Below are 19284 nucleotides of genomic sequence, written 5' to 3'. Positions count from 1 at the left end.
ACCTTTCGCAGTCGTCCCCGGGACTCTAGGCAGCGGGTACGACAGCGCTCAGCCGAGGGTCGCCAGCCTCGCCGCCCAGTCGCCGCCGACCGGTTCCAGGGTGACCACCCGGGTGTCGTCGTCGCGCCGGTCGATGCGGACCCGCAGGTGCGCGTCGACCAGCTGCTCGACCATCCCCTCGCCCCACTCCACCACGGTGACCGCCTCGTCCACCGAGGCGTCCAGGTCGAGGTCGTCGATCTCGGCGCGCGGGTCGGCGGACTCCCCCAGCCGGTAGGCGTCGGCGTGCACGAGCGTCACCCGGCCGCCGCGCGCCGGGTCCGGCCGGTGCACCCGGGCGATGACGAACGTGGGCGAGGTGATGTCCCCGCGGACGCCGAGGCCGGCGCCGATGCCCTGGGTCAGCGCGGTCTTGCCGGCCCCCAGCGGGCCGCTGAGCAGCAGCAGGTCGCCGGCGCGCAGCACGCCGGCCAGCCGGCGGCCGAACCGGTGCGTGTCGTCGAGGGTCGTCAGCTCCACCGTCACAGGGATTCCAGGAACCTTTCCAGCGCCGCGTTCACGTCGTCCGCGTGCTCGAGCATCACCACGTGCCCGCTGTCGTGGATCTTCACGAACTCGGCGTGCGGCAACCGCCGGACGATCTCCTCGGAGTGCGTCACCGGCGTGATCATGTCCTTGTCCCCCACGATCACCAGCACGGGCGTGCCGGCCAATGCGGCCAGCGCCGGGAAGCGCGAGTGGGTGGCCAGGGTGCGCAGGTAGCGGGTGACGGTGTCGGCCGAGGTACGGGAGTTCATCGTCTCGACGTACGACACCAGGGCCGGGCTGGGCTTCGGGGTGCCGAAGCCGTACTTGCGGGTGAGCAGCCAGGCCACGTTCGACGTCGACCTGCGGGCCTTGTCGATCACCGTGCCGCCGTAGCGGGTGGCGTTGCTCATCATGTAGAGCACCGGCGCGCCGACCCGGCCGAGCAGCGCGGGGGCCACCAGCTTCGTCTCCGCGGCCAGGCCGCCGGAGGTGGCCATCAGCACGGTGCCGACCACCCGGTCGCCGAACAGCTCCGGGTATATCTCGGCGAGCGCCATGATGGTCATGCCGCCCATCGAGTGCCCGACCAGCACCAGCGGCCCCTCCGGCGCCACCTCGTCGAGCACCCGGCGCAACGTGCGGCCCAGCGCGACCAGGTCGTACTCGCCGGACTCCAGCCTCCCGGAACGGCCGTGCCCCGGCTGGTCGTACGCGACCACGCGGTAGTCCCCGCGCTCCGTGAGCAGCTTGCGCTGGAAGTGGAACGTCCCCATGTCGAGGCAGAACCCGTGCACGAGCACGACGGTCGGACGGCCGGGGACCGGCCGGGTCGGCTCGACCACCTCGACGTGGACGTCGGTGCCGTCCGGCATCTCCAGCTCGTACGCCTCGTCGTAGCGCTGCTGGTCGAAGACCTCGTGGGCGTACCGGTCGGCGGGGTCGTTCTTGAGCCGGCGGACCAGCACCCGCTCGCTGACCACGCCCGCCGCGAGCCCGGCCGCGGCCACCCCGACGGCCGCGCCGACCAGGCCGGCGACCTTGCCGGCGGCGCTGCGCGGACGGGGCACCCGCAGGTTCATACGCGCTCGCCGTCGTAGACGCGGGGCACCCGCACCCCACCGAAGCGGGTCACGATCTCGTAGTTGATGGTGCCGACCGCCTCGGCCCAGTCGTCGGCGGTGGGCTCGCCGTCCGCGCCGCTGCCGAACAGCGTCGCCACGTCCCCGGCGGCCACCTCGTCGTCACCGCAGTCGACCACGAACTGGTCCATGCAGACCCGCCCCGAGATGGTCCGCCGCTCGCCGGCGAGCAGCACCGGACCGGTGTTCGAGGCGTGCCGGGGCACCCCGTCGGCGTAGCCCAGCGGCACCACGGCCAGGTTGCTCTCGTTCTCGGTGAGGTAGGTGTGGCCGTAGGAGACGCCGGTGCCGGCCGGGACACGCTTGGTCAGCATCACCCGGGCCCGGGCCGTCATCGCGGGCCGCAGGCCGAACCGCTCGCCCGCGATCGGCGACAGACCGTAGACCGCGATGCCGGGACGGACCAGGTCGAAGTGGGTGTCCGGCCGGGTCAGCGTGGCCGCCGAGTTGGCCAGGTGGCGGTAGCGGGGCCGCAGGCCGGCGCGGGTCACCATCTCCAGCCCCTCGCGGAAGACGGCGAGCTGGCGGTCGGTGGTGGGATGGCCGGGCGAGTCCGCGTACACGAAGTGGCTCCACACGCCGACCACCTCGACCAGACCGTCGGCCTGGGCCTTCGCGGCGGCCTCCAGCAGGGTGGGCCAGTCGGCCACGGTGGCCCCGCCCCGGGACAACCCGGTGTCGATCTTGAGGTGCAGCCGGGCCGGGCGGTCGGCCCGGCGGCTCGCCTCGATCATCTCGTCGAGCTGGGGAAGGCTGGCGCAGCCCAGGTCGACCCCGACCGCGATGCCGTCGTGCAGCGGCAGGCCCGGATCGAGCAGCCAGGCCAGGACCGGCGCGGTGATCCCCTCCTGGCGCAGCCGGAGCGCCTCGTCCAGGGTGCAGACACCGAGCTGGTCCGCCCCGGCGTCGAGCGCCGCGCGGGCCGCCGGCACCATGCCGTGCCCGTATCCGTCGGCCTTCACCACCGCCATCAGCTCGGCGCTGGTACCGGCCTTGAGCCGGGCCACGTTCTCCCGGATCGCGTCGAGATCGACGCGCACCTCCGACTGCCACATACCCCCAGCCTACTTCCGCCGGTGATCATCGTGGCCGTGAGCCGCGCGGCCGGCGTCACGGCCGCGCCCGGATCAGCCCAGTCGGGCCAGCACCGGGCGCAACGCGGCGGCCACGTCGGGTGCGGTCACCGGGCCGCCGCGCGCCGCCTCCCGACCGGCCAGCCCGTGCAGGTACGCCGCGGCGGCGGCCGCCCGCTCGGGGGCCAGGCCGCCGGCGAGCAGCGAGCCGAGCAGCCCGGCCAGCACGTCGCCGGTGCCACCGGTGGCCAGCACCGGGGTGCCGGTCGGGTTGACGTACGCCCGCCCGTCGGGCGTGCCGACGATCGTCCGATCGCCCTTCAGCAGCACCACCGCGTTCATCCAGGCGGCCAGCCGCAGCGCCGCCGCGACCCGGTCCTCCCCCGGCATCTCGCCGCAGAGCCGGGCGTATTCCCGGTCGTGCGGGGTCACCACGATCGGGGCGTCCCGGCCGCGCAGCCGGTCGGCCAGCTTGCCGTCGACGAGCAGGGTCAACGCGTCGGCGTCCAGCACCACCGGCACCGGCGCGGCCAGCACCGCGCGCAGCTCGGCGGCGGACTCCTCGCCGGTGCCGAGCCCGGACCCGCAGACCCAGGCCTGCACCCGCCCGGCGTCGGCGACCCGGCCGGTGGCGATCACCGACGGGTGCTGGTGGACCACTTCGGCGCGGGCACCCCCGGCATAGCGGACCAGGCCGGTGGGACCGGCCAGCGCACCGGCGACCGAGAGCACCGCCGCGCCCGGATAGGTGGCCGACCCGGTGGCCACCCCGACCACGCCCCGCGAGTATTTCTCCGACGCCGGGCCGAGCGCGGGCCACCAGTCGACCACGTCCGACCACTCGGTCACCCGGAGCGCGGGCGAGCCGCGCAGCCACGGCGTCAGCCCGATGTCGACCAGCTCGACCTGCCCGGCCAGCGCGGCGGCCGGGCCGACCACCAGGGCCGGCTTGAGCGCGCCGAAGGCCACGGTCACGTCGGCGCGGACGGCGCAGGGCCGGCCGGCGTCGGTCAGCGGGACGTGCCCGGTGTCGACCGCGACGCCGCTCGGCACGTCCACCGCGACCACCGTGGCGCGCGTGCCGTCGCGTCCACAACGCCCGGCCAGGCTCGCCGCGAGCTGCTCGGCGGTCTCCCGCAGACCACCGGCACCGCCGATGCCCACGATGCCGTCGAGCACCAGGTCGACCACGGCGGGCGGCCGGTCGACCACCCGCCCGCCGGCGGCACGCAGCGCGGCCAGACCGTCGGCGTGTGCCCGCCCGGGGGTGAGGAGCAGCGCGTCGACCGCGACGCCCCGGCGGGCCAGGTGCGCGCCCGCGTAGAGCGCGTCGCCGCCGTTGTCGCCGGAGCCGACCAGCAGCAGGACCCGGGCGCCGTAGACGCCGCCCCGGTCGGCGAGCAACAGCGCGCACCGCCGGGACAGCCCGGCCGCGGCCCGGTGCATCAACGCCCCGGCCGGGAGGGTGGCCATCAGACCCGCCTCCGCCGCGCGAACGTCCGCGACCCGCCACACCGGTCTCATGCCACCCCGTCCCGTTTCGTCGTGCCGCCCGTCCGGCGTGCCGATCACCGTGCCGGTGGTCGACCGAGGGCCCGCGCGCGGGTCTCGATCAGGCCTCACCCTACCGGCGGCAGGTGCCCGGAACCCGCCCACGAACGCGCCTGTGGAAAACCTCGCCCGTTGTCCACAGGGTCGACGGCGCCACCACCGTTCCGCCTAGCGTCGTCGCCGTGCGGAGCCGGCCGGTGGGGCCGGTCGAGGCGGGGAGGGCACGTGGTGGAGGAGCCGTTCGACGTCGATCCGGAACTGCTGCGGGCGGTGGCGCGGGAGCTGGGCGACGACGCGCTCCGGCTGGCCGCTCTGCCGGGCGAGGCGTCGGAACCGCTGCTGGTGGCACCGGCGGACGGCTGGCGGTCGGGCGGTGCGCTGGCCGACCTGGAGGCGGCGGTGCAGCGCTGGTCGGGCACGCTGGCGGCCCGGGTCGCCGACACCGCCGAGGCGTTGCGCGCCGGGGCCGACGGCTACGACGCGGTGGACGACCGGGCCGCCCACCGCCTCGCCGGGATCTCCCGGTGAGCGCGCCGCGTTCGCGCCCCGCGCCGGCCTCCGCCCCGGACCGGGACGCACCGGCCGGCTACGCGCAGCTCTGGCGGGCCGACCCGGTCGCCTGGCCCGCCGCCGGCGCGGCCTGGCGTGGGCTCGCCGGCCCGGTGCGCCGCCGCGCCGACGGGCTGACCGCCCGGGTCGAGAAACTCCGCCCGGGCTGGACCGGTGTCGCGTCCACGGCCGCCCAGCGCCGGATCGGAGAGCTGCGGACGGCGCTCACCGACGTGCTGCCGGCGTTGGTCGAGGCCGACCAGGCGCTCGCCGAGTTCGGCGCCCGGCTGGGCGTCGCGAAGGCACGGCTCGGCGCCGAGGTGGCCCGGGCCGAGAGCGGCGGCCTGCTGGTGGACCGCCACGGCGCCGTCCGGTCGCCTCCCGGCCGGCCCGTCGACCGGGCCGGCCCGGCGGTGGTGCGCGCACGGGCCGGGATCCGGGACGCGCTGACGCTGGCCGGTGCGGCGGACCGGGAGGCCGCCGGCCGGCTGGCCGAGCTGACCACGGCGGCGGCACGCGGCTGGGTGAGCGTGCCACCGGCCTGGCGGCCCGGGCCGGGCGCCGGGCCGGCCGAGGTGAGCCGCTGGTGGGCCGGCCTGAGCCCGGCCGAACGGCGGTGGCTGGTCGGGCGGGAGCCGGGCCGGGTGGGCCGGCTCGACGGGGTGCCCGTGACCGCCCGCGACCAGGCCAACCGACTCCTGCTCGCCGACCGGCGGGAGGAGCTGCTCGCCCGTCGGATCGCCCTGTCGCGCCCGTTGCCGGCGGCGCCGTTCGAGGTGGCCCGCCGTGCCCGGCTGGCCGGGGTGGAGGCGGCGCTGCGCGGGCTCGACGGGTTGGCCGAGCGGCTGGCCGCGCCCGGGGCGCCACGGGCGTACCTGTTGGGTCTCGACCCGGCCGGGGACGGGCGGGCGGTGGTGGCGCTCGGCAACCCGGACCGGGCCGGCGCGGTGCTGACCTACGTGCCGGGCATGACCTCGGACCTCGCCGACGCGCCGGCCGAACTGGGGCGGGCCGCCCGGGTGCTCCAGCGGTGCGACGCGATCGGGCCGGGCGCGGAGACGGCGGCGGTGCTCTGGCTGGACTACGACGCGCCGGACCGGCTCACCGAGGCAGCCGGCGCCCGGCAGGCCGAGGACGCCGGGCCGGCGTTGCACCGCTTCCAGGAGGGGTTGCGGGCCACGCACGAGGGACCGCCGGCCCGGCAGACCGTGCTCGGGCACAGCTACGGCTCCGTGGTGGTCGGCGCCGCCGCCCGGGACCACGGCCTGGGCGCCGACGCGCTGGTCTTCGTGGGGTCCCCGGGGGTGGGCGTCGACCACGCCACCGAGCTGCGGATGCCGGCCGGGCAGGTGTGGGCGGCGACCGCGCCCGACGACGTCATCCGGCTGGCCCGTCCACCGGACGAACTGGCCCGCCGGACCCTGCTGGCCGGCACGCCGCTCGGTCCGGCGCTGGCCGCGCTCGACCCGCACGCCGGGCGGCTGTGGTTCGGCGCCGACCCGAGCGGCCCGGGCTTCGGCGGCCGGCGCTTCCCCAGCGCCCCGCACGGCCACACCGGCTACTGGGATCCCGACAACCCGGCGTTGGACGGGATGGCGCGGATCGTGCTGGGTGGGTGAGACGACGCGGCCCCCTCCGTCGTGGGGCGGAGGGGGCCGGAACGGGTGGGTTACTCGACAGTGACCGACTTGGCGAGGTTCCGCGGCTGGTCGACGTCGTGCCCCCGGGCGGCGGCGATCTCGGCGGCGAGCACCTGGAGCGGCACGGTCGTCACCAGCGGCGCCAGCAGCGTGGGCGTACGCGGCACGTAGATCAGGTGGTCGGCGTAGCGGACCACCGCCTGGTCGCCCTCCTCCGCGATCACGATGGTGCGGGCGCCCCGGGCGCGCACCTCCTGGATGTTGGAGACGACCTTGTCGTGCAGCATGCCCCGACCGACCGGCGACGGCACGATGCAGATCACCGGCGTGCCCTGGTCGATCAGCGAGATCGGGCCGTGCTTCAGCTCGCCGGCGGCGAAGCCCTCGGCGTGCATGTACGCCAGCTCCTTGAGCTTCAGCGCACCCTCCAGGGCGACCGGGTAGCCCACGTGCCGGCCGATGAACAGCACCGTCGGCTCGGACTTCAGCTCGCGGCCCAGCTCGCGGACCGGCTCGATCCGATCCAGCAGCTCCCGCAGCTTGCCCGGCATCTCCTGGAGCTGGGCCACCACCGCGCCCACCTCGTCGGCGAACTTGATGCCGCGCACCTGGGCCAGGTGCAGCCCGATCAGGTAGCACGCGACGACCTGGGTGAGGAACGCCTTGGTGGAGGCGACCGCGATCTCCGGGCCGCCGTGGGTGTAGAGCACCGCGTCGGACTCACGCGGGATGGTGGAGCCGTTGGTGTTGCAGATGGCCAGCACGCGGGCCTTCTGCTCCTTGGCGTGGCGCAGCGCCATCAGCGTGTCCATCGTCTCGCCGGACTGCGAGATCACCACGATCAGGGTGGACCGGTCCAGCACCGGGTCGCGGTAGCGGAACTCGCTGGCCAGCTCCACCTCGCAGGGGATGCGGGTCCAGTGCTCGATGGCGTACTTCGCGACCAGGCCGGCGTGGTAGGAGGTGCCGCAGGCGACGATGAAGATCTTGTCGACGTCACGCAGGTCCTGCTCGCTGAGGCGGACCTCGTCGAGCGCGATCTCACCGCTCTCGGTGAGCCGGCCGAGCAGCGTGTCGGCGATGGCCTGCGGCTGCTCCTCGATCTCCTTGAGCATGAACCAGTCGTAACCGCCCTTCTCGGCGGCCGACGAGTCCCAGTCGATGTGGAAGTCCTTGCCGCTCGCCGGCTGGCCGGCGAAGTCGGTGATGTCGATGCTGTCCGGCGTGATCAGGACGATCTGGTCCTGCCCCAGCTCGACCGCGTCCCGGGTGTGCTCGATGAACGCCGCCACGTCGCTGGCCAGGTAGTTCTCGCCGTCGCCCCGGCCCACGACCAGCGGCGAGTTGCGCCGGGCGCCGACCACCGCGCCGGGGATGCCGGCGTCGACGGCGAGCAGCGTGAACGCACCCTCCAGACGGGCGCACACCACCCGCATGGCGGCGGCGAGGAGCTGCGGGCTGTCGGTCTCACCGGCCGAGCGCAGGTCGGCCAGCGCGCGGGCGATCAGGTGCGCGGCGCACTCGGTGTCGGTGTCGCTGGCGAACTCGACGCCCTCGTCCTCCAGCTCGGCGCGCAGCTTCGCGAAGTTCTCGATGATGCCGTTGTGGATCACGGCGACCCGGCCGTCGGGGGCGAGGTGGGGGTGGGCGTTGCGGTCGGTCGGCCCGCCGTGGGTGGCCCACCGGGTGTGGCCGATGCCGGTGGTGCCGTCGCCGATGCCGATCGGGCTGGCGGCGCAGTCCTCGGGGTTGCTCGCGGCCCGCTCGGAGAGGACCTTCTCCAGGTTGGCCAGCTTGCCGGCCTTCTTCTCGGTCAGCAGCTCGTCGTCGCAGACGACGGCGACCCCGGCCGAGTCGTAGCCGCGGTATTCCAGCCGCCGCAGTCCGTCGAGCACGATGCCGAGCGCCGGGCGCGCACCGGCGTAACCCACGATTCCACACATGGTCCGCAGCCTAGCCGAGTTTCGCTCACCGCGCGTGCTCGGAAGGCGGGTTAACGATCACTGAACATGAGCGAACCGGTGAGCGGATGGAGCGGATCGGACAAAATTGCTCATCTCACCCGGCGCGCTGACCGGTCGACGTGAGCGGCGGGGCCGCGGGGGTGGCTGGCACGCCCTACATTGAGGGCCGCGCCCACCCCTCCGCGGACGTCCGCGCCGTACCCCTGTGAGCTGAGCCGATGTCCGAAACGACCCCCGCCCCCGAGCCGGGCTCCGGGCCGAGCGACCCACCCCCGACACCGGCCCACCCGGCCGCGACGCCCAGCGACCCGATCGCGCCGCCAGCGGCATCGTCCTGGACGCCGCCCGACCCGCTGGCCGCCCCGCAGCCGTGGACGCCGCCGGCCCCGTGGTCGCCGCCGACCTGGGCACCGGGCCCCTGGACCGGCGATCACTCCGGCACATCCGACCCTGCCGGCACGCCCGGCCCTACCGACCGGCCCGACACCCCCGGGCAGGGCGTCAACCAAGGACCGGGCCGACCGACGGGGGCACCGGCCGGCGGCGCGGGCTGGGCGGCGCCGGAAGCGGCCGGCCACCCCCGACCGGCCGTCCCACCCGCCGTCACGCCTGCCGGCTGGTCCGGCGACCCGGCCGTCCCGTCGCCCGGCGACACCGGCGGGCCGCCGCCCGGTGGCCCGGCCGCGCCCGGTTGGCCGCCGGCCGCCTATCCGCCCGCGGCCTATCCGCCGGCCGCCTATCCGCCGGGGGCGTACCCGCCCGGGCCGTACCCGCCGCCGTACGCGTATCCCGGCGGGACCCCGCGCCGGTCCACCGGTGGATGGGCGGTCGGCCTGGTGGTCACCGTGGTCGCCGCGCTGGTGCTGGCCTTCTGCGGCTGCGTCGGCCTGGGCGTGCTCGGGGCGTTCGTGGACGACTCGACCTCGTCCGGGGAACCCTATGACGACCCGTACCTCGACGACCCGGACGGGATCGTCGAGGAGCCGACCCCCACGGCGCCGGTGACCACCCCGTCGGGCGGGCCCGGACGGTTCACCGTCGTCTACGAGGTGACCGCGACCGGCCCGGTGGACGTGCAGTTCTACGACGCGGGCGAGAACCTGCTCCACCTCGACGACGTGGCCTCGCCCTGGCGCCTGCGCCTCACCGCGAACAACCGCGAGCGGGTGCAGGTCACCGCAACCCCGGCCGGACCCGACGCCGGCGACGTGACCTGCCGGATCACCGTCGACGGCCGGGAGGTGTACCGGAACTCCGGCCGGTGGGGCGCGACCTGCTTCGGCTGGTGACGCGTCGGAGGTGGGCCGTAGGCTGGCCGCCGTGACGACGACCGATCCCCTGGTGGCCCGGATGCGGCCGTTCGGCACCACCGTCTTCGCCGAGATGTCGGCGCTGGCCGTGCGCACCGGCGCGGTCAACCTCGGGCAGGGCTTCCCGGACACCGACGGCCCGCCGGAGATGCTCGCCGCCGCCGCCGAGGCGCTGCGCGGCGGCCACAACCAGTACCCGCCGGGTCCGGGGATCCCCGCCCTGCGCGCGGCCGTCGCGACCCACCAACGCCGGTTCTGGGGCCTGGACTACGACCCGGACGGCGAGGTCGTGGTGACCGCCGGCGCCACCGAGGCGGTCGCGGCAAGCGTCCTCGCCCTCTGCGAGCCGGGTGACGAGGTGGTCTGCTTCGAGCCCTACTACGACTCGTACGCGGCCTCGATCGCGTTGGCCGGCGCGGTCCGCCGCCCGGTGACGCTGCGACCGGGCGCCGACGGCCGGTACGCCTTCGACCCGGACGAACTGCGCACGGCGTTCGGTCCGCGTACCCGGCTGGTGCTGCTGAACTCGCCGCACAACCCGACCGGGAAGGTCTTCACCGCCGACGAGCTGGCAGTGGTCGCCGGGCTGTGCCGGGAGCACGGGGTCTACGCGGTCACCGACGAGGTCTACGAGCACCTCGTCTACACCGACGCCGCCGGGCCGCACCTGCCGCTGGCCGGGTTGCCGGGCATGCGGGAGCGGACGCTGCGCATCTCCTCGGCCGGCAAGACGTTCTCCTGCACCGGCTGGAAGGTCGGTTGGGTGAGCGGGCCGGCACCGCTGGTCGCGGCGGTGCTGCGGGTGAAGCAGTTCCTCACGTTCGTCAACGCCGGCCCGCTCCAGCCGGCCGTGGCGGTGGCCCTCGGCCTGCCCGACGCCTACTTCACCGGGTTCCGGGACGACCTGCAACGCCGCCGGGACCAGCTGGTCGCCGGGCTCGCCGACGCCGGTTTCGGTGTCCTCCCGCCCGAGGGGACCTACTTCGTCACCGCCGACATCGGCGCGCTCGGCGGCCGGGACGGGGTGGAGTTCTGCCGGTCCCTGCCGGAGCGCTGCGGCGTGGTGGGGGTGCCGACACAGGTCTTCTACGACGACGTGGAGGCGGGCCGCCGGCTCGTCCGGTTCGCGTTCTGCAAGCGGCCGGAGGTGCTCGCCGAGGCGGTGACCCGGCTGCGCCGGCTCCGGGAGGACGGATGAGCGACGGACACGCCGAACGGCTGCGGCGGCTCGCCGCCCAGCGCGGCTGCACAACAATGCTCTCCGGCGTACGCCCGACGTCGGTGCGGGAGCAGCTCGCCGCGCTCGGCGCGGTGGCCGGTGACGACCTGCCCGACCTCTACGGCGAGGGCGGGCCGGTGGCGGAGCTGGAGCTGCGCGTCGCCGAGCTGCTCGGCGTGGAGGCCGCGGTGTTCTTCCCCTCCGGCACGATGGCGCAGCAGGTGGCGATGCGGCACGGGGCGGAGCTGACCGGCCGGGCCGGGGTCGGGCTGCACCCGCTCAGCCACCCGCTGGTGCACGAACGCGACGCGTACGCGCTGCTCGCCGGCGTGCGCGCGGTGTCGACCACGGCCGCCCCGCGCAACCCGACGGCCGCCGAGGTCGCCGCGCTCGACGAGCCGATCGGCACGCTCTTCCTGGAGCTGCCGTTGCGGGACGCCGGGTTCGTGCTGCCGACCTGGGACGAGCTGGTCGCCGTGGTCGCAGCGGCCCGGGCCCGGGACGTCCGGGTGCACTTCGACGGCGCCCGGCTCTGGGAGTCGACCGTCCACCTCGGCTACTCGACGGCCGAGATCGCGGCGCTGGCCGACAGCACGTACGTCTCGTTCTACAAGTCGCTCGGCGGCCACTCCGGGGCGGCGCTGGCCGGGGACGCGGAGTTGGCCCGCCACGCGCGCGCCTGGCGGCACCGCTACGGCGGCACGCTGTTCCAGCAGTGGCCGGCGGCCCTGGCCGCGCTCGCCGGGCTGACCCGGGAGCTGCCGGAGCTGCCCGGGCACGTGGGGCACGCGAAGGTGGTGGCCGAGGCGTTGGCCGCCCTGCCCGGCGCCCGGGTCCACCCGACGCCGCCGCACACCCACCAGTTCCGGTTCTGGCTGCCGTACCCGGCGGCGGCGCTGAACGCGGCGAACCTCGCCCTGGCCGAGGAGGAGCGGGCGTGGTTCGTCGGCGGCTGGCGGGACACCGAGGTGCCCGGGCTGGCGCTGGCCGAGGTGACGGTGGCCGGCCCGGCGCGGGAGCTGGACGCCGAGGCGGTGACCGAGCTGGCCGACCGTTTCCTGCGCCGACTGGCGGCCTGACCGACGCGTCGCGACCGGCTCGCGCGTCAGCCGGCGGCCCGCGTCGGGCCGGTTCCGTCGTCCGGCCGGGCCGCCGCGTCGATGGGGTCGGCCCGAGCCGCTCGCCCGGCGGACCGGTCGGACGGGGGCGCGTCGGCGAGGCCGGCGAGCGTGACGCCGCCGTCGGCGAGCAGCGCCGCCTCGGCGTCGTCGACGAAGGCGAGGTCGGCCTCGACGTGCCGGCCCGCGGCCGACAGCAGCAGCCGGACCACGGGGTCGTCGGCCCGGCGGCGCAACCCGTCGAGGTTGCGCAGCTCGCGCAGGAGATGGCCGCGCTGGTTGGTGAGCACGGAACGGACGACGGACGCCTCGCCGGAGCGGGCCGCGGCGGTCACCTTGAGGAAGAAGTCGTCCCGGAAGCCGCCGCTGCGCGGGCTGGGCGCGGTCAACCAACGGTCGAGTTCGGCGCGGCCGTCGGCGGTGATCTCGTAGACGACCCGGTCGGGCTTGACCGGCTGTGACCTCCGCTCGGCGACCACGAGGCCGTCCCGGGAGAGCCGGTCGAGGATCTGGTAGAGGTGCCCGATGTTGAGCGGGCCCCACTGCGGTCCGACCGCCGCCTCGAACGCGCCCTTCAGCTCGTAGCCGTAGCTCGGGCCGCGGGCGAGGAGGGCCAGGACCGCGTGCTGGATCGCCACCGTCTTCTCCGATCCGGTTCCGGACAGGCACCCGTCGGGGGCCTTGCATTGTCACAATGTATCGCGCACAGTGTGGTCAGCACACGGGGAGGCGCGACATGTTCCAGGTCGTCTGGGGGCAGCTTCGTGGCCGTGCGGGACGGTCGGTGGCGCTGCTGGCCGGCGTGCTGGTGGCCACCACCGGCTTCGTCGTCCTGACCGGCGCCACCACCACCTCGCGGTTGGCCGTCGAAGGCACCGTCGAGCGCAACACCCGGGCCGCCTACGACATCCTCGTCCGCCCACAGGGGACGCGCACGCCCCTGGAGACCACGGGCGGGCTGGTCCGGCCCAACTACCTCTCCGACACCTACGGCGGCATCACCACAGCGCAGTACGAGCAGGTCAGAACGGTCCCCGGAGTGGACGTGGCCGCGCCCATCGCGATGATCGGTTACTCGACCTCGGCGGTGCCGCTGCGGCTGGACCTCACCTCGGCGGTCGACCGGTCCCTCGACCGGCAGGTGATCCGGGTCGATCCCACCTGGGTGGCCGAGCGCGGCCTGTCCACCGCGCCGGGCAAGCCACGGTACGTGTACGTGACCACACGCCCCCTCATCCATCCGATAGTCGACCCGGAACATCTGGACGAGCTCCGCTACACCGACGGCAGGCGCTATCCGGTGGACGAGGTCTGCGGAGCGGTCCCGCGCGAGGTGCAGCCGGACGGCAGCAGCCGGCCGATCTGCGACCCGCAGCGGGGTGCCCTGATCGGCAACCGCGCCACGCTCTCCGAGCGGGACAACTGGTGGGTCACGCCGGTCCGGTTGCTGCCGGACGGCCGCTTCGAGGCGGAGAACCACGTGCTCGCGGAGAACGGCGACGCCGCGACGGCGATCTCCGACCGGTTGACGCTCACCGAGCCGGTCACCGTGCCGTTCCTGCTCGCCGCCGTGGACCCGGACGCGGAGCAGCGTCTGGTCGGCCTCGCCGGCGCCGTGACGACGGGCCGCCCCCTGCGGGCCGGTGACGCGGTGGACGAGAAGCTGCTCGGCACCGCGCTCAACCGGTCGGTCCCGGTGCTCGCCACCAGCCGCCCCTATCTCGACAGCGAGCTGCGAGCCACGCTCACCCGGCTGCCCGCCGCCCGCCCGGCGGGAATGCCGGCCGTCGACCTGGAGGACGGTTTGCGGCGGGCAGCCGGCACACCGGCCGGGGTGGCTCGGGCCGAGCTGGCGGACGCCTACCGGAGCCGGCTCGCGGCCGGCATTTCCGACCCGGGGGGCTGTTGTTCCGGGCAGCTCCAGATCATGACGCAGCCCGGCCCCGTGAGGTACGACGAGCGACCCGGCGGCGAGCTGCACGCCGCGCCGGCGCCACCGGCCGCACCCGAGATCTTCGGCAAGGAGCGCGAGTTCAGCTGGCTGCCCCGCCCCTGGCTCACCGACGACATCGGGGCGCGGACCCTGCGCCGGCTTCCCCTGCCCGACGGCGGCGCGGTCACCCCGTTCCGCCAGTGGCGGGCGGTCGGCGTGTTCGACCCGGAGAGGCTGACCGGCTTCAGCGACGTCGGCGCGGTGCCATTGGAGACGTATGAGGCGCCGGTGGCCGAGGGTGCCGACGACCGCAGCCGGGCCGCGCTGGGCGACCGGCCGCTGGAGCCGAGCGGCAACCCGGCCGGCTACCTGTCCGCGCCGCCGTTGCTGCTGACCAATCTCGCCAGCGCCGGCCAGCTGTTGGACGGCGCCGGCACACCGCAGCGCACCGCGCCGATCAGCGCGATCCGGGTCCGGGTCGCCGACGTGGGCGGCTACAGCGAGCGTTCGGCCGAGCGGGTCCGCCTGATCGCCGAGCGGATCGCCCAGGTCACCGGCCTCGACGTCGACATCACGCTCGGGTCCTCTCCCGCGCCGCAGACCGTGGAGCTACCGGCCGGCAGGTACGGCCGTCCCGCCCTGCGCCTGACCGAGAGCTGGTCGGCACTCGGGGTCGCCTCCGTGATCACCGAGGCGGTGGACCGCAAGAGCGCCGCCCTCTTCGTCCTGGTGCTGGTGGTCTGCGTGCTCTTTCTCGGCAACGCGGTGTCCGCCGCGGTCCGGGACCGGCGCCCCGAGCTGGCGGTGCTCGCCTGCCTGGGCTGGCCGGCCCACCGGATCGGCGCGTTGATCCTCGGTGAGGTCGCCGCGCTGGGTCTCGCCGCCGGGCTCCTCTCCGTCGGCCTGGCGTTCCCGCTCGGCGCGGCCCTGGACATCGGCATCGACTGGCGGCGGGCGCTGGTCGCCGTACCGGTGGCCCTGCTGCTGGCGCTGGTCGCCGGCGTGGCGCCGGCGCTGCGAGCCGCGCGCGCCCATCCGGCCGAGGCGTTGCGTCCGCCGGTCGCCGCGGCCCGTTGGGTACGCCGACCCCGCACCGTGCCCGGCCTGGCGCTGGTGAACCTGATGCGGAGCCCCGGCCGCACCATGCTGGGCGCGGGCGCGCTGGCCATCGGGGTGGCCGCGCTGACCCTGGTCGCCGCCACCGCGTACGCGTTCCGGGGCGCGATCGTGGGCAGCCTGCTCGGTGACACGGTGTCGCTCAGCGTGCGCGGCGCGGACGCCCTCGCGGCGGTGGCCACCGTGCTGCTCGGAGCCGCCGCCGTGGCCGACGTGCTCTACCTGAACATCCGCGACCGGGCCGCCGAACTCGCCACGCTGCGGGCGACCGGTTGGACCGACGCGGCGCTGGGCCGCCTGGTCGGCTACGAGGGCTTCGTCATCGGCACGCTCGGCGCGGTCGGCGGCGCCACCCTCGGGCTCGGTGGGGCGGCCCTCGTGGTCGGCCAGGTGCCGGCCGGCCTGGTGACCGTGGCGGCGCTGGTCGCCCTGGCCGGTGTGCTGGTCACCTGCCTGGCGGCGCTCGTACCGGCCGCGCTGCTGCGCCGCCTACCCACCGCACGACTGCTGGCAGAGGAGTGACAATGGAAGGGACGACGGGCAGTACGGTACGCATCGCCGGGCTGGTCCGGCAGTTCCGCACCGGCCCCGAGCGGCTCACCGCCGTCGACGACGTGTCGCTGGAGATCGCGGCGGGGTCGGTGGTGGCGCTGACCGGCCCGAGCGGCTCGGGCAAGTCCACGCTGCTGCACCTGATCGGTGCGATCGAGCAGGCCGACCGGGGCACGGTGACGGTGGACGACGTGGAGGTCACCGCGCTGCGCCGGGCGGCCCTGGCCCGCTACCGGCAGCGGGTCGGTTTCGTCTTCCAGCGCTACCACCTGCTGCCGGCGCTCACCGTGCTGGACAACGTGATCGCGCCGGTGCTGCCGCGCCGGGGCCGGGCCGACCACGCCGCCCGCGCCCGCGAACTGCTGGACGCGGTGGGCCTCGCCGGCCGGGAACGGGCCCTGCCGGCGGAGCTCTCCGGCGGCCAGCAGCAGCGGGTGGCGATCGCGCGGGCGCTGATGGGCGGGCCCCGGCTGCTGTTGGCCGACGAGCCGACCGGCAACCTGGACTCGACCACCGGCGCCCAGATCCTGGACCTGCTGCTCGACCTGCGCGACCGGCACGGCATGACGATCCTGCTCGCGACCCACGAGCCGGCGATCGCCGCCCGCTGCGACCGTCTGATCCGGCTCGGCGACGGACGGGTCGTCGAGGACGTGGACCTGACCGACGGGGAGGATCCGGCCGACACGTTCGACCGTGCCTCCCGCCTGCGTCTCTGACCGAGGGAGCGCGCGTGTTCCGATTCGTCTGGCGACAGCTGCGCGGGCGTGCGGGCCGTTCGGTGGCACTGCTGACCGGCGTCCTGGTCGCCACCACCGGTTTCGTCGTCCTCACCGGGGCTACCACCACCTCGCGGCTCGCCGTGATCGGCAGCCTCGAACGGCACACCCGCGCGTCCTACGACATTCTCGTGCGTCCCACGGGCAGCCGCACCCCGCTGGAGGCGCAGCGCGGGCTGGTCCGTCCCAACTACCTGTCCGGCCTCTTCGGCGGCATCACCACGGCCCAGTACGACCAGGTCAAGGCGTTGCCCGGCATCGAGGTGGCCGCGCCCATCGCGATGCTCGGGCACGCCGACCAGATCATCAGCGGCTCGCTCGACCTCACCGGCGCGGTCGACCCGGCCCTGGACCGGCAGGTCATCCGGATCGACCTGACCTTCGACACGGACCGTGGTCGGTCGGTCGGGCGGGCCGCACCCCGATACCTCTACCTCACGAAGCACCCGTTGATCCGTCCGGACTTCTCCGGGCCGCCCGGCCGGAAGCTCCGGTACACCGACGGCAGCGAACACCCCGTCGACGCCTGCGGCCGGGAGTACGCGGTCCCGCGCGAGGTCCAACCGGACGGGCGTTCGCTGCCGGTCTGCGACCCGTTGGCGGTCGCCAGCGACGGCGCGGCCGGATCCACCATGTCCGAACTCGACATGACCTCGCTCAGCGCGGCCCACCTGCGACCGGACGGGCGGTTCGAGTTCGGCCCGGCCCGCCGGGGAAAGCCACCGGCGCCCACCGACCGGCTGCTGCTCCCGGTGGGGGTCAGTGTCGCGCTGCTGCTCGCCGCCGTCGACCCGGTGGCCGAGGACCGGCTGGTCGGGTTGAACAAGGCGATCCAGGACGGCATCCCACTTCCGCCGGACCGCCGGCCGGCCCGGGTGGACTATTCCTCCTGGGGTCAGGCCACCGAGTTCCCGGTCCTGGCCACCAGCCGCCCGTTCGTCGACGGGTCGGTCTCGGCGACGTACCGCCAGCTCGTGCCGTCCGGGATCGCCGGCCTGCCGGCCGCCACGGTCGGGTCGGCCCTCGCCACGCTCCCCGGCAGGCCGGCGGGCGGCGGGCGGGAGGACTTCGCCGACCGCTACCTCGGGGACATCCGGAACCTGATCGAGCGTCCTGGGGAGTGCTGCGGCGGCGTGCTCGACCTCGTGTTGCAGGCCGGCCCGGTCGACTACGACGAGGGACCGGACGGCGTCCTGCGGCCGCGGACGGTCACTGTCGACCCGTCGGTCTACGGCTCCGAATTCGTGATCCGACGGCAGCGGTCCTGGCTCGCCGACGACCGGTCGTTCCGGCCGCTCAACCAGGTGCCGACGAGCATCGGCGACGAGGCCCTCTCCCACAGCTGGCGTCCGGTCGGCACGTTCGACCCGCTCCGGTTGACCGGATTCGACGACCTGTCCCGGGTGCCGCTGGAGACCTACGAGCCACCGACCGTCGAGGGCGCCGACGACCGCAGCCGGCAGGCGCTGGGGGACCGGCCGCTGCTGCCCAACGGCAGCCCCGGCGGCTACCTCTCCGCACCGCCGCTGCTGCTCACCAACCTGGCCAGCGTCCCGGACCTGCTGGTCGGCGCTCCCGCCCGGCAGCGCAAGGCGCCGATCAGCGCGATCCGGGTGAGGGTGGCCGACGTGGACGGCTACAACGAACGCTCGGCCGAGCGGGTCCGCCTGATCGCCGAACGGATCGCCACCACCACCGGCCTCGACGTGGACATCACCCTCGGGTCCTCGCCCGCGCCGCAGACCGTGGACCTGCCCGCCGGCGCCTTCGGCCGCCCCGACCTGAGGCTGACCGAGAACTGGTCCGCCCTCGGCGTCGCCTCGATCATCACGAAGGCCGTCGACCGCAAGAGCGCCGTGCTGTTCGCGCTGGTCCTCGTGGTCTGCACGCTGTTCCTCGGCAACGCCGTCACCGCCGCCGTCCGCGACCGCCGTGCCGAACTCGCCGTGCTGGCCTGCCTCGGCTGGTCCGCACGCCGCATCGGCGCGCTCGTCCTCGGCGAGGTCGCCACGCTCGGCCTGGCCGCCGGGCTGCTCGGCGTCGGCCTCGCCGTCCCCCTCGGCCGCGCCCTCGGCATCGACGTCGAGTGGGACCGCGCGCTGCTCGCCGTGCCGGTGGCGCTGCTCCTGGCCCTGGTCGCGGGTCTGGCACCCGCGCTGCGGGCCGCCCGCGCCCACCCCGCCGCCGCGTTGCGCCCACCGGTGGCCGCCGCCCTCCGCGCCCACCGCACCCGGACCGTCGCCGGAATGGCAGTGGTCAACCTGGCCCGTGTCCCCGCGCGCACGGTGCTCGGCGCCGCCGCCCTCGCCATCGGTGTCGCCTCACTCACGGTGGTCGGCGCCGTCGCCTACGCCTTCCGCGGCGCGATCGTCGGCAGCCTGCTGGGCGACACGGTGTCGCTGGACGTACGCGGCGCGGACACCCTCGCCGCCGTGGCCACGGTGCTCCTCGGCGCGGCCGCCGTCGCGGACGTGCTCTACCTGGACGTCCGGGACCGCGCCACCGAACTGGCCGCCCTCCAGGCCACCGGCTGGACCGACGGGGCGCTCACCCGTCTCGTCGGCTACCAGGCGCTGTTCCTCGGCGGCCTCGGCGCGCTCAGCGGCGCCGGCCTCGGGCTCGGCGGCGCCGCCTGGCTCGTCGGTGACCTGCCCGCAGCGCTGGTCACCACCGCCGTCCTGGCCGCCCTGGCGGGCGTCCTGGTCACCTGCCTGGCCGCGCTCGTCCCCGCCTACCTGCTACGCCGCCTACCGACCGCACGGCTGCTCGCACAGGAGTGACGCGGGCCGCGCACCGGGGACGACGCCGGCCGC

General features: G+C 75.4%; 14 protein-coding genes. 8 read left to right on the top strand and 6 right to left on the bottom strand.

Annotation, left to right across the window (positions count from 1 at the left end; all coding sequences use genetic code 11):
- Nucleotides 1–48: 48 nt before the first annotated feature.
- The 4 genes from tsaE to CO540_RS23590 form a co-directional block, all read right to left on the bottom strand.
- The gene (tsaE, locus tag CO540_RS23605) at nt 49–531 is read right to left on the bottom strand and encodes a tRNA (adenosine(37)-N6)-threonylcarbamoyltransferase complex ATPase subunit type 1 TsaE (protein ID WP_098747404.1); all 483 of its coding nucleotides are present in this window, start codon (nt 529–531) and stop codon (nt 49–51) included.
- Entirely contained in the window at nt 522–1607 is a 1086-nt protein-coding gene (locus CO540_RS23600; RefSeq protein ID WP_099163671.1) for an alpha/beta fold hydrolase, read from the bottom strand. Before CO540_RS23600 ends, tsaE begins: the two co-directional genes overlap by 10 nt.
- Nucleotides 1604–2722 carry an alanine racemase gene (gene alr, locus CO540_RS23595; RefSeq protein WP_099163670.1) on the bottom strand — a complete coding sequence of 373 codons (1119 nt, stop codon included), beginning with the start codon at nt 2720–2722 and terminating at the stop codon, nt 1604–1606. Before alr ends, CO540_RS23600 begins: the two co-directional genes overlap by 4 nt.
- A 72-nt stretch (nt 2723–2794) precedes the next feature.
- Nucleotides 2795–4264, bottom strand: a complete 1470-nt coding sequence (locus CO540_RS23590) for an NAD(P)H-hydrate dehydratase (RefSeq protein WP_099163669.1) — start codon at nt 4262–4264, stop codon at nt 2795–2797.
- Nucleotides 4265–4516: 252 nt separating this feature from the next.
- Here CO540_RS23590 and CO540_RS23585 point away from each other — a divergent pair, with 252 nt between their 5' ends.
- Both CO540_RS23585 and CO540_RS23580 read left to right on the top strand, forming a co-directional pair.
- Entirely contained in the window at nt 4517–4819 is a 303-nt protein-coding gene (locus CO540_RS23585) for a type VII secretion target (protein ID WP_099163668.1), read from the top strand.
- A complete protein-coding gene (locus CO540_RS23580) occupies nt 4816–6459 on the top strand; it encodes an alpha/beta hydrolase (RefSeq protein ID WP_099163667.1) in 1644 nt (547 codons plus the stop codon). Before CO540_RS23585 ends, CO540_RS23580 begins: the two co-directional genes overlap by 4 nt.
- Nucleotides 6460–6509: 50 nt before the next feature.
- On the opposite strand, the gene glmS is transcribed toward CO540_RS23580, so the two are convergent.
- Nucleotides 6510–8423, bottom strand: a complete 1914-nt coding sequence (gene glmS, locus CO540_RS23575; RefSeq protein ID WP_099163666.1) for a glutamine--fructose-6-phosphate transaminase (isomerizing) — start codon at nt 8421–8423, stop codon at nt 6510–6512.
- 239 nt (nt 8424–8662) lie between these two features.
- Here glmS and CO540_RS23570 point away from each other — a divergent pair, with 239 nt between their 5' ends.
- From CO540_RS23570 to CO540_RS23560, 3 genes are read left to right on the top strand one after another with little or no spacing between them, the layout of a single operon-like run.
- Nucleotides 8663–9733 (top strand): MmpS family transport accessory protein, encoded by a 1071-nt coding sequence (locus tag CO540_RS23570; RefSeq protein WP_099163665.1) that lies wholly within the window; start codon nt 8663–8665, stop codon nt 9731–9733.
- Between the two features lie 31 nt (nt 9734–9764).
- On the top strand, nt 9765–10952 hold the full coding sequence (locus tag CO540_RS23565; RefSeq protein ID WP_099163664.1) for a pyridoxal phosphate-dependent aminotransferase: 1188 nt from the start codon (nt 9765–9767) through the stop codon (nt 10950–10952).
- A complete protein-coding gene (locus CO540_RS23560; protein ID WP_099163663.1) occupies nt 10949–12052 on the top strand; it encodes a low specificity L-threonine aldolase in 1104 nt (367 codons plus the stop codon). Before CO540_RS23565 ends, CO540_RS23560 begins: the two co-directional genes overlap by 4 nt.
- Before the next feature lie 26 nt (nt 12053–12078).
- Here the strand turns inward: CO540_RS23560 and CO540_RS30450 are convergent, their stop codons facing one another.
- Nucleotides 12079–12729, bottom strand: coding sequence for a PadR family transcriptional regulator (locus CO540_RS30450; protein WP_099163662.1), 651 nt, complete (start codon nt 12727–12729; stop codon nt 12079–12081).
- Nucleotides 12730–12827: 98 nt separating this feature from the next.
- Between CO540_RS30450 and CO540_RS23550 the strand changes: the two genes are divergently transcribed.
- From CO540_RS23550 to CO540_RS23540, 3 genes are read left to right on the top strand one after another with little or no spacing between them, the layout of a single operon-like run.
- A complete protein-coding gene (locus tag CO540_RS23550) occupies nt 12828–15662 on the top strand; it encodes an ABC transporter permease (RefSeq protein ID WP_157779174.1) in 2835 nt (944 codons plus the stop codon).
- Nucleotides 15663–15664: 2 nt separating this feature from the next.
- On the top strand, nt 15665–16411 hold the full coding sequence (locus tag CO540_RS23545; RefSeq protein ID WP_099163660.1) for an ABC transporter ATP-binding protein: 747 nt from the start codon (nt 15665–15667) through the stop codon (nt 16409–16411).
- A 14-nt stretch (nt 16412–16425) separates the two neighbouring features.
- Entirely contained in the window at nt 16426–19251 is a 2826-nt protein-coding gene (locus CO540_RS23540; RefSeq protein WP_157779173.1) for an FtsX-like permease family protein, read from the top strand.
- The last annotated feature ends 33 nt before the right edge of the window (nt 19252–19284 follow it).

Source organism: Micromonospora sp. WMMA2032, assembly GCF_002688545.1.
Taxonomy (GTDB): Bacteria; Actinomycetota; Actinomycetes; order Mycobacteriales; family Micromonosporaceae; genus Micromonospora; species Micromonospora sediminicola.
The sequence above is the reverse complement of the archived record's forward strand: the minus strand, read 5'-3'. Positions and strand labels throughout refer to the sequence as shown.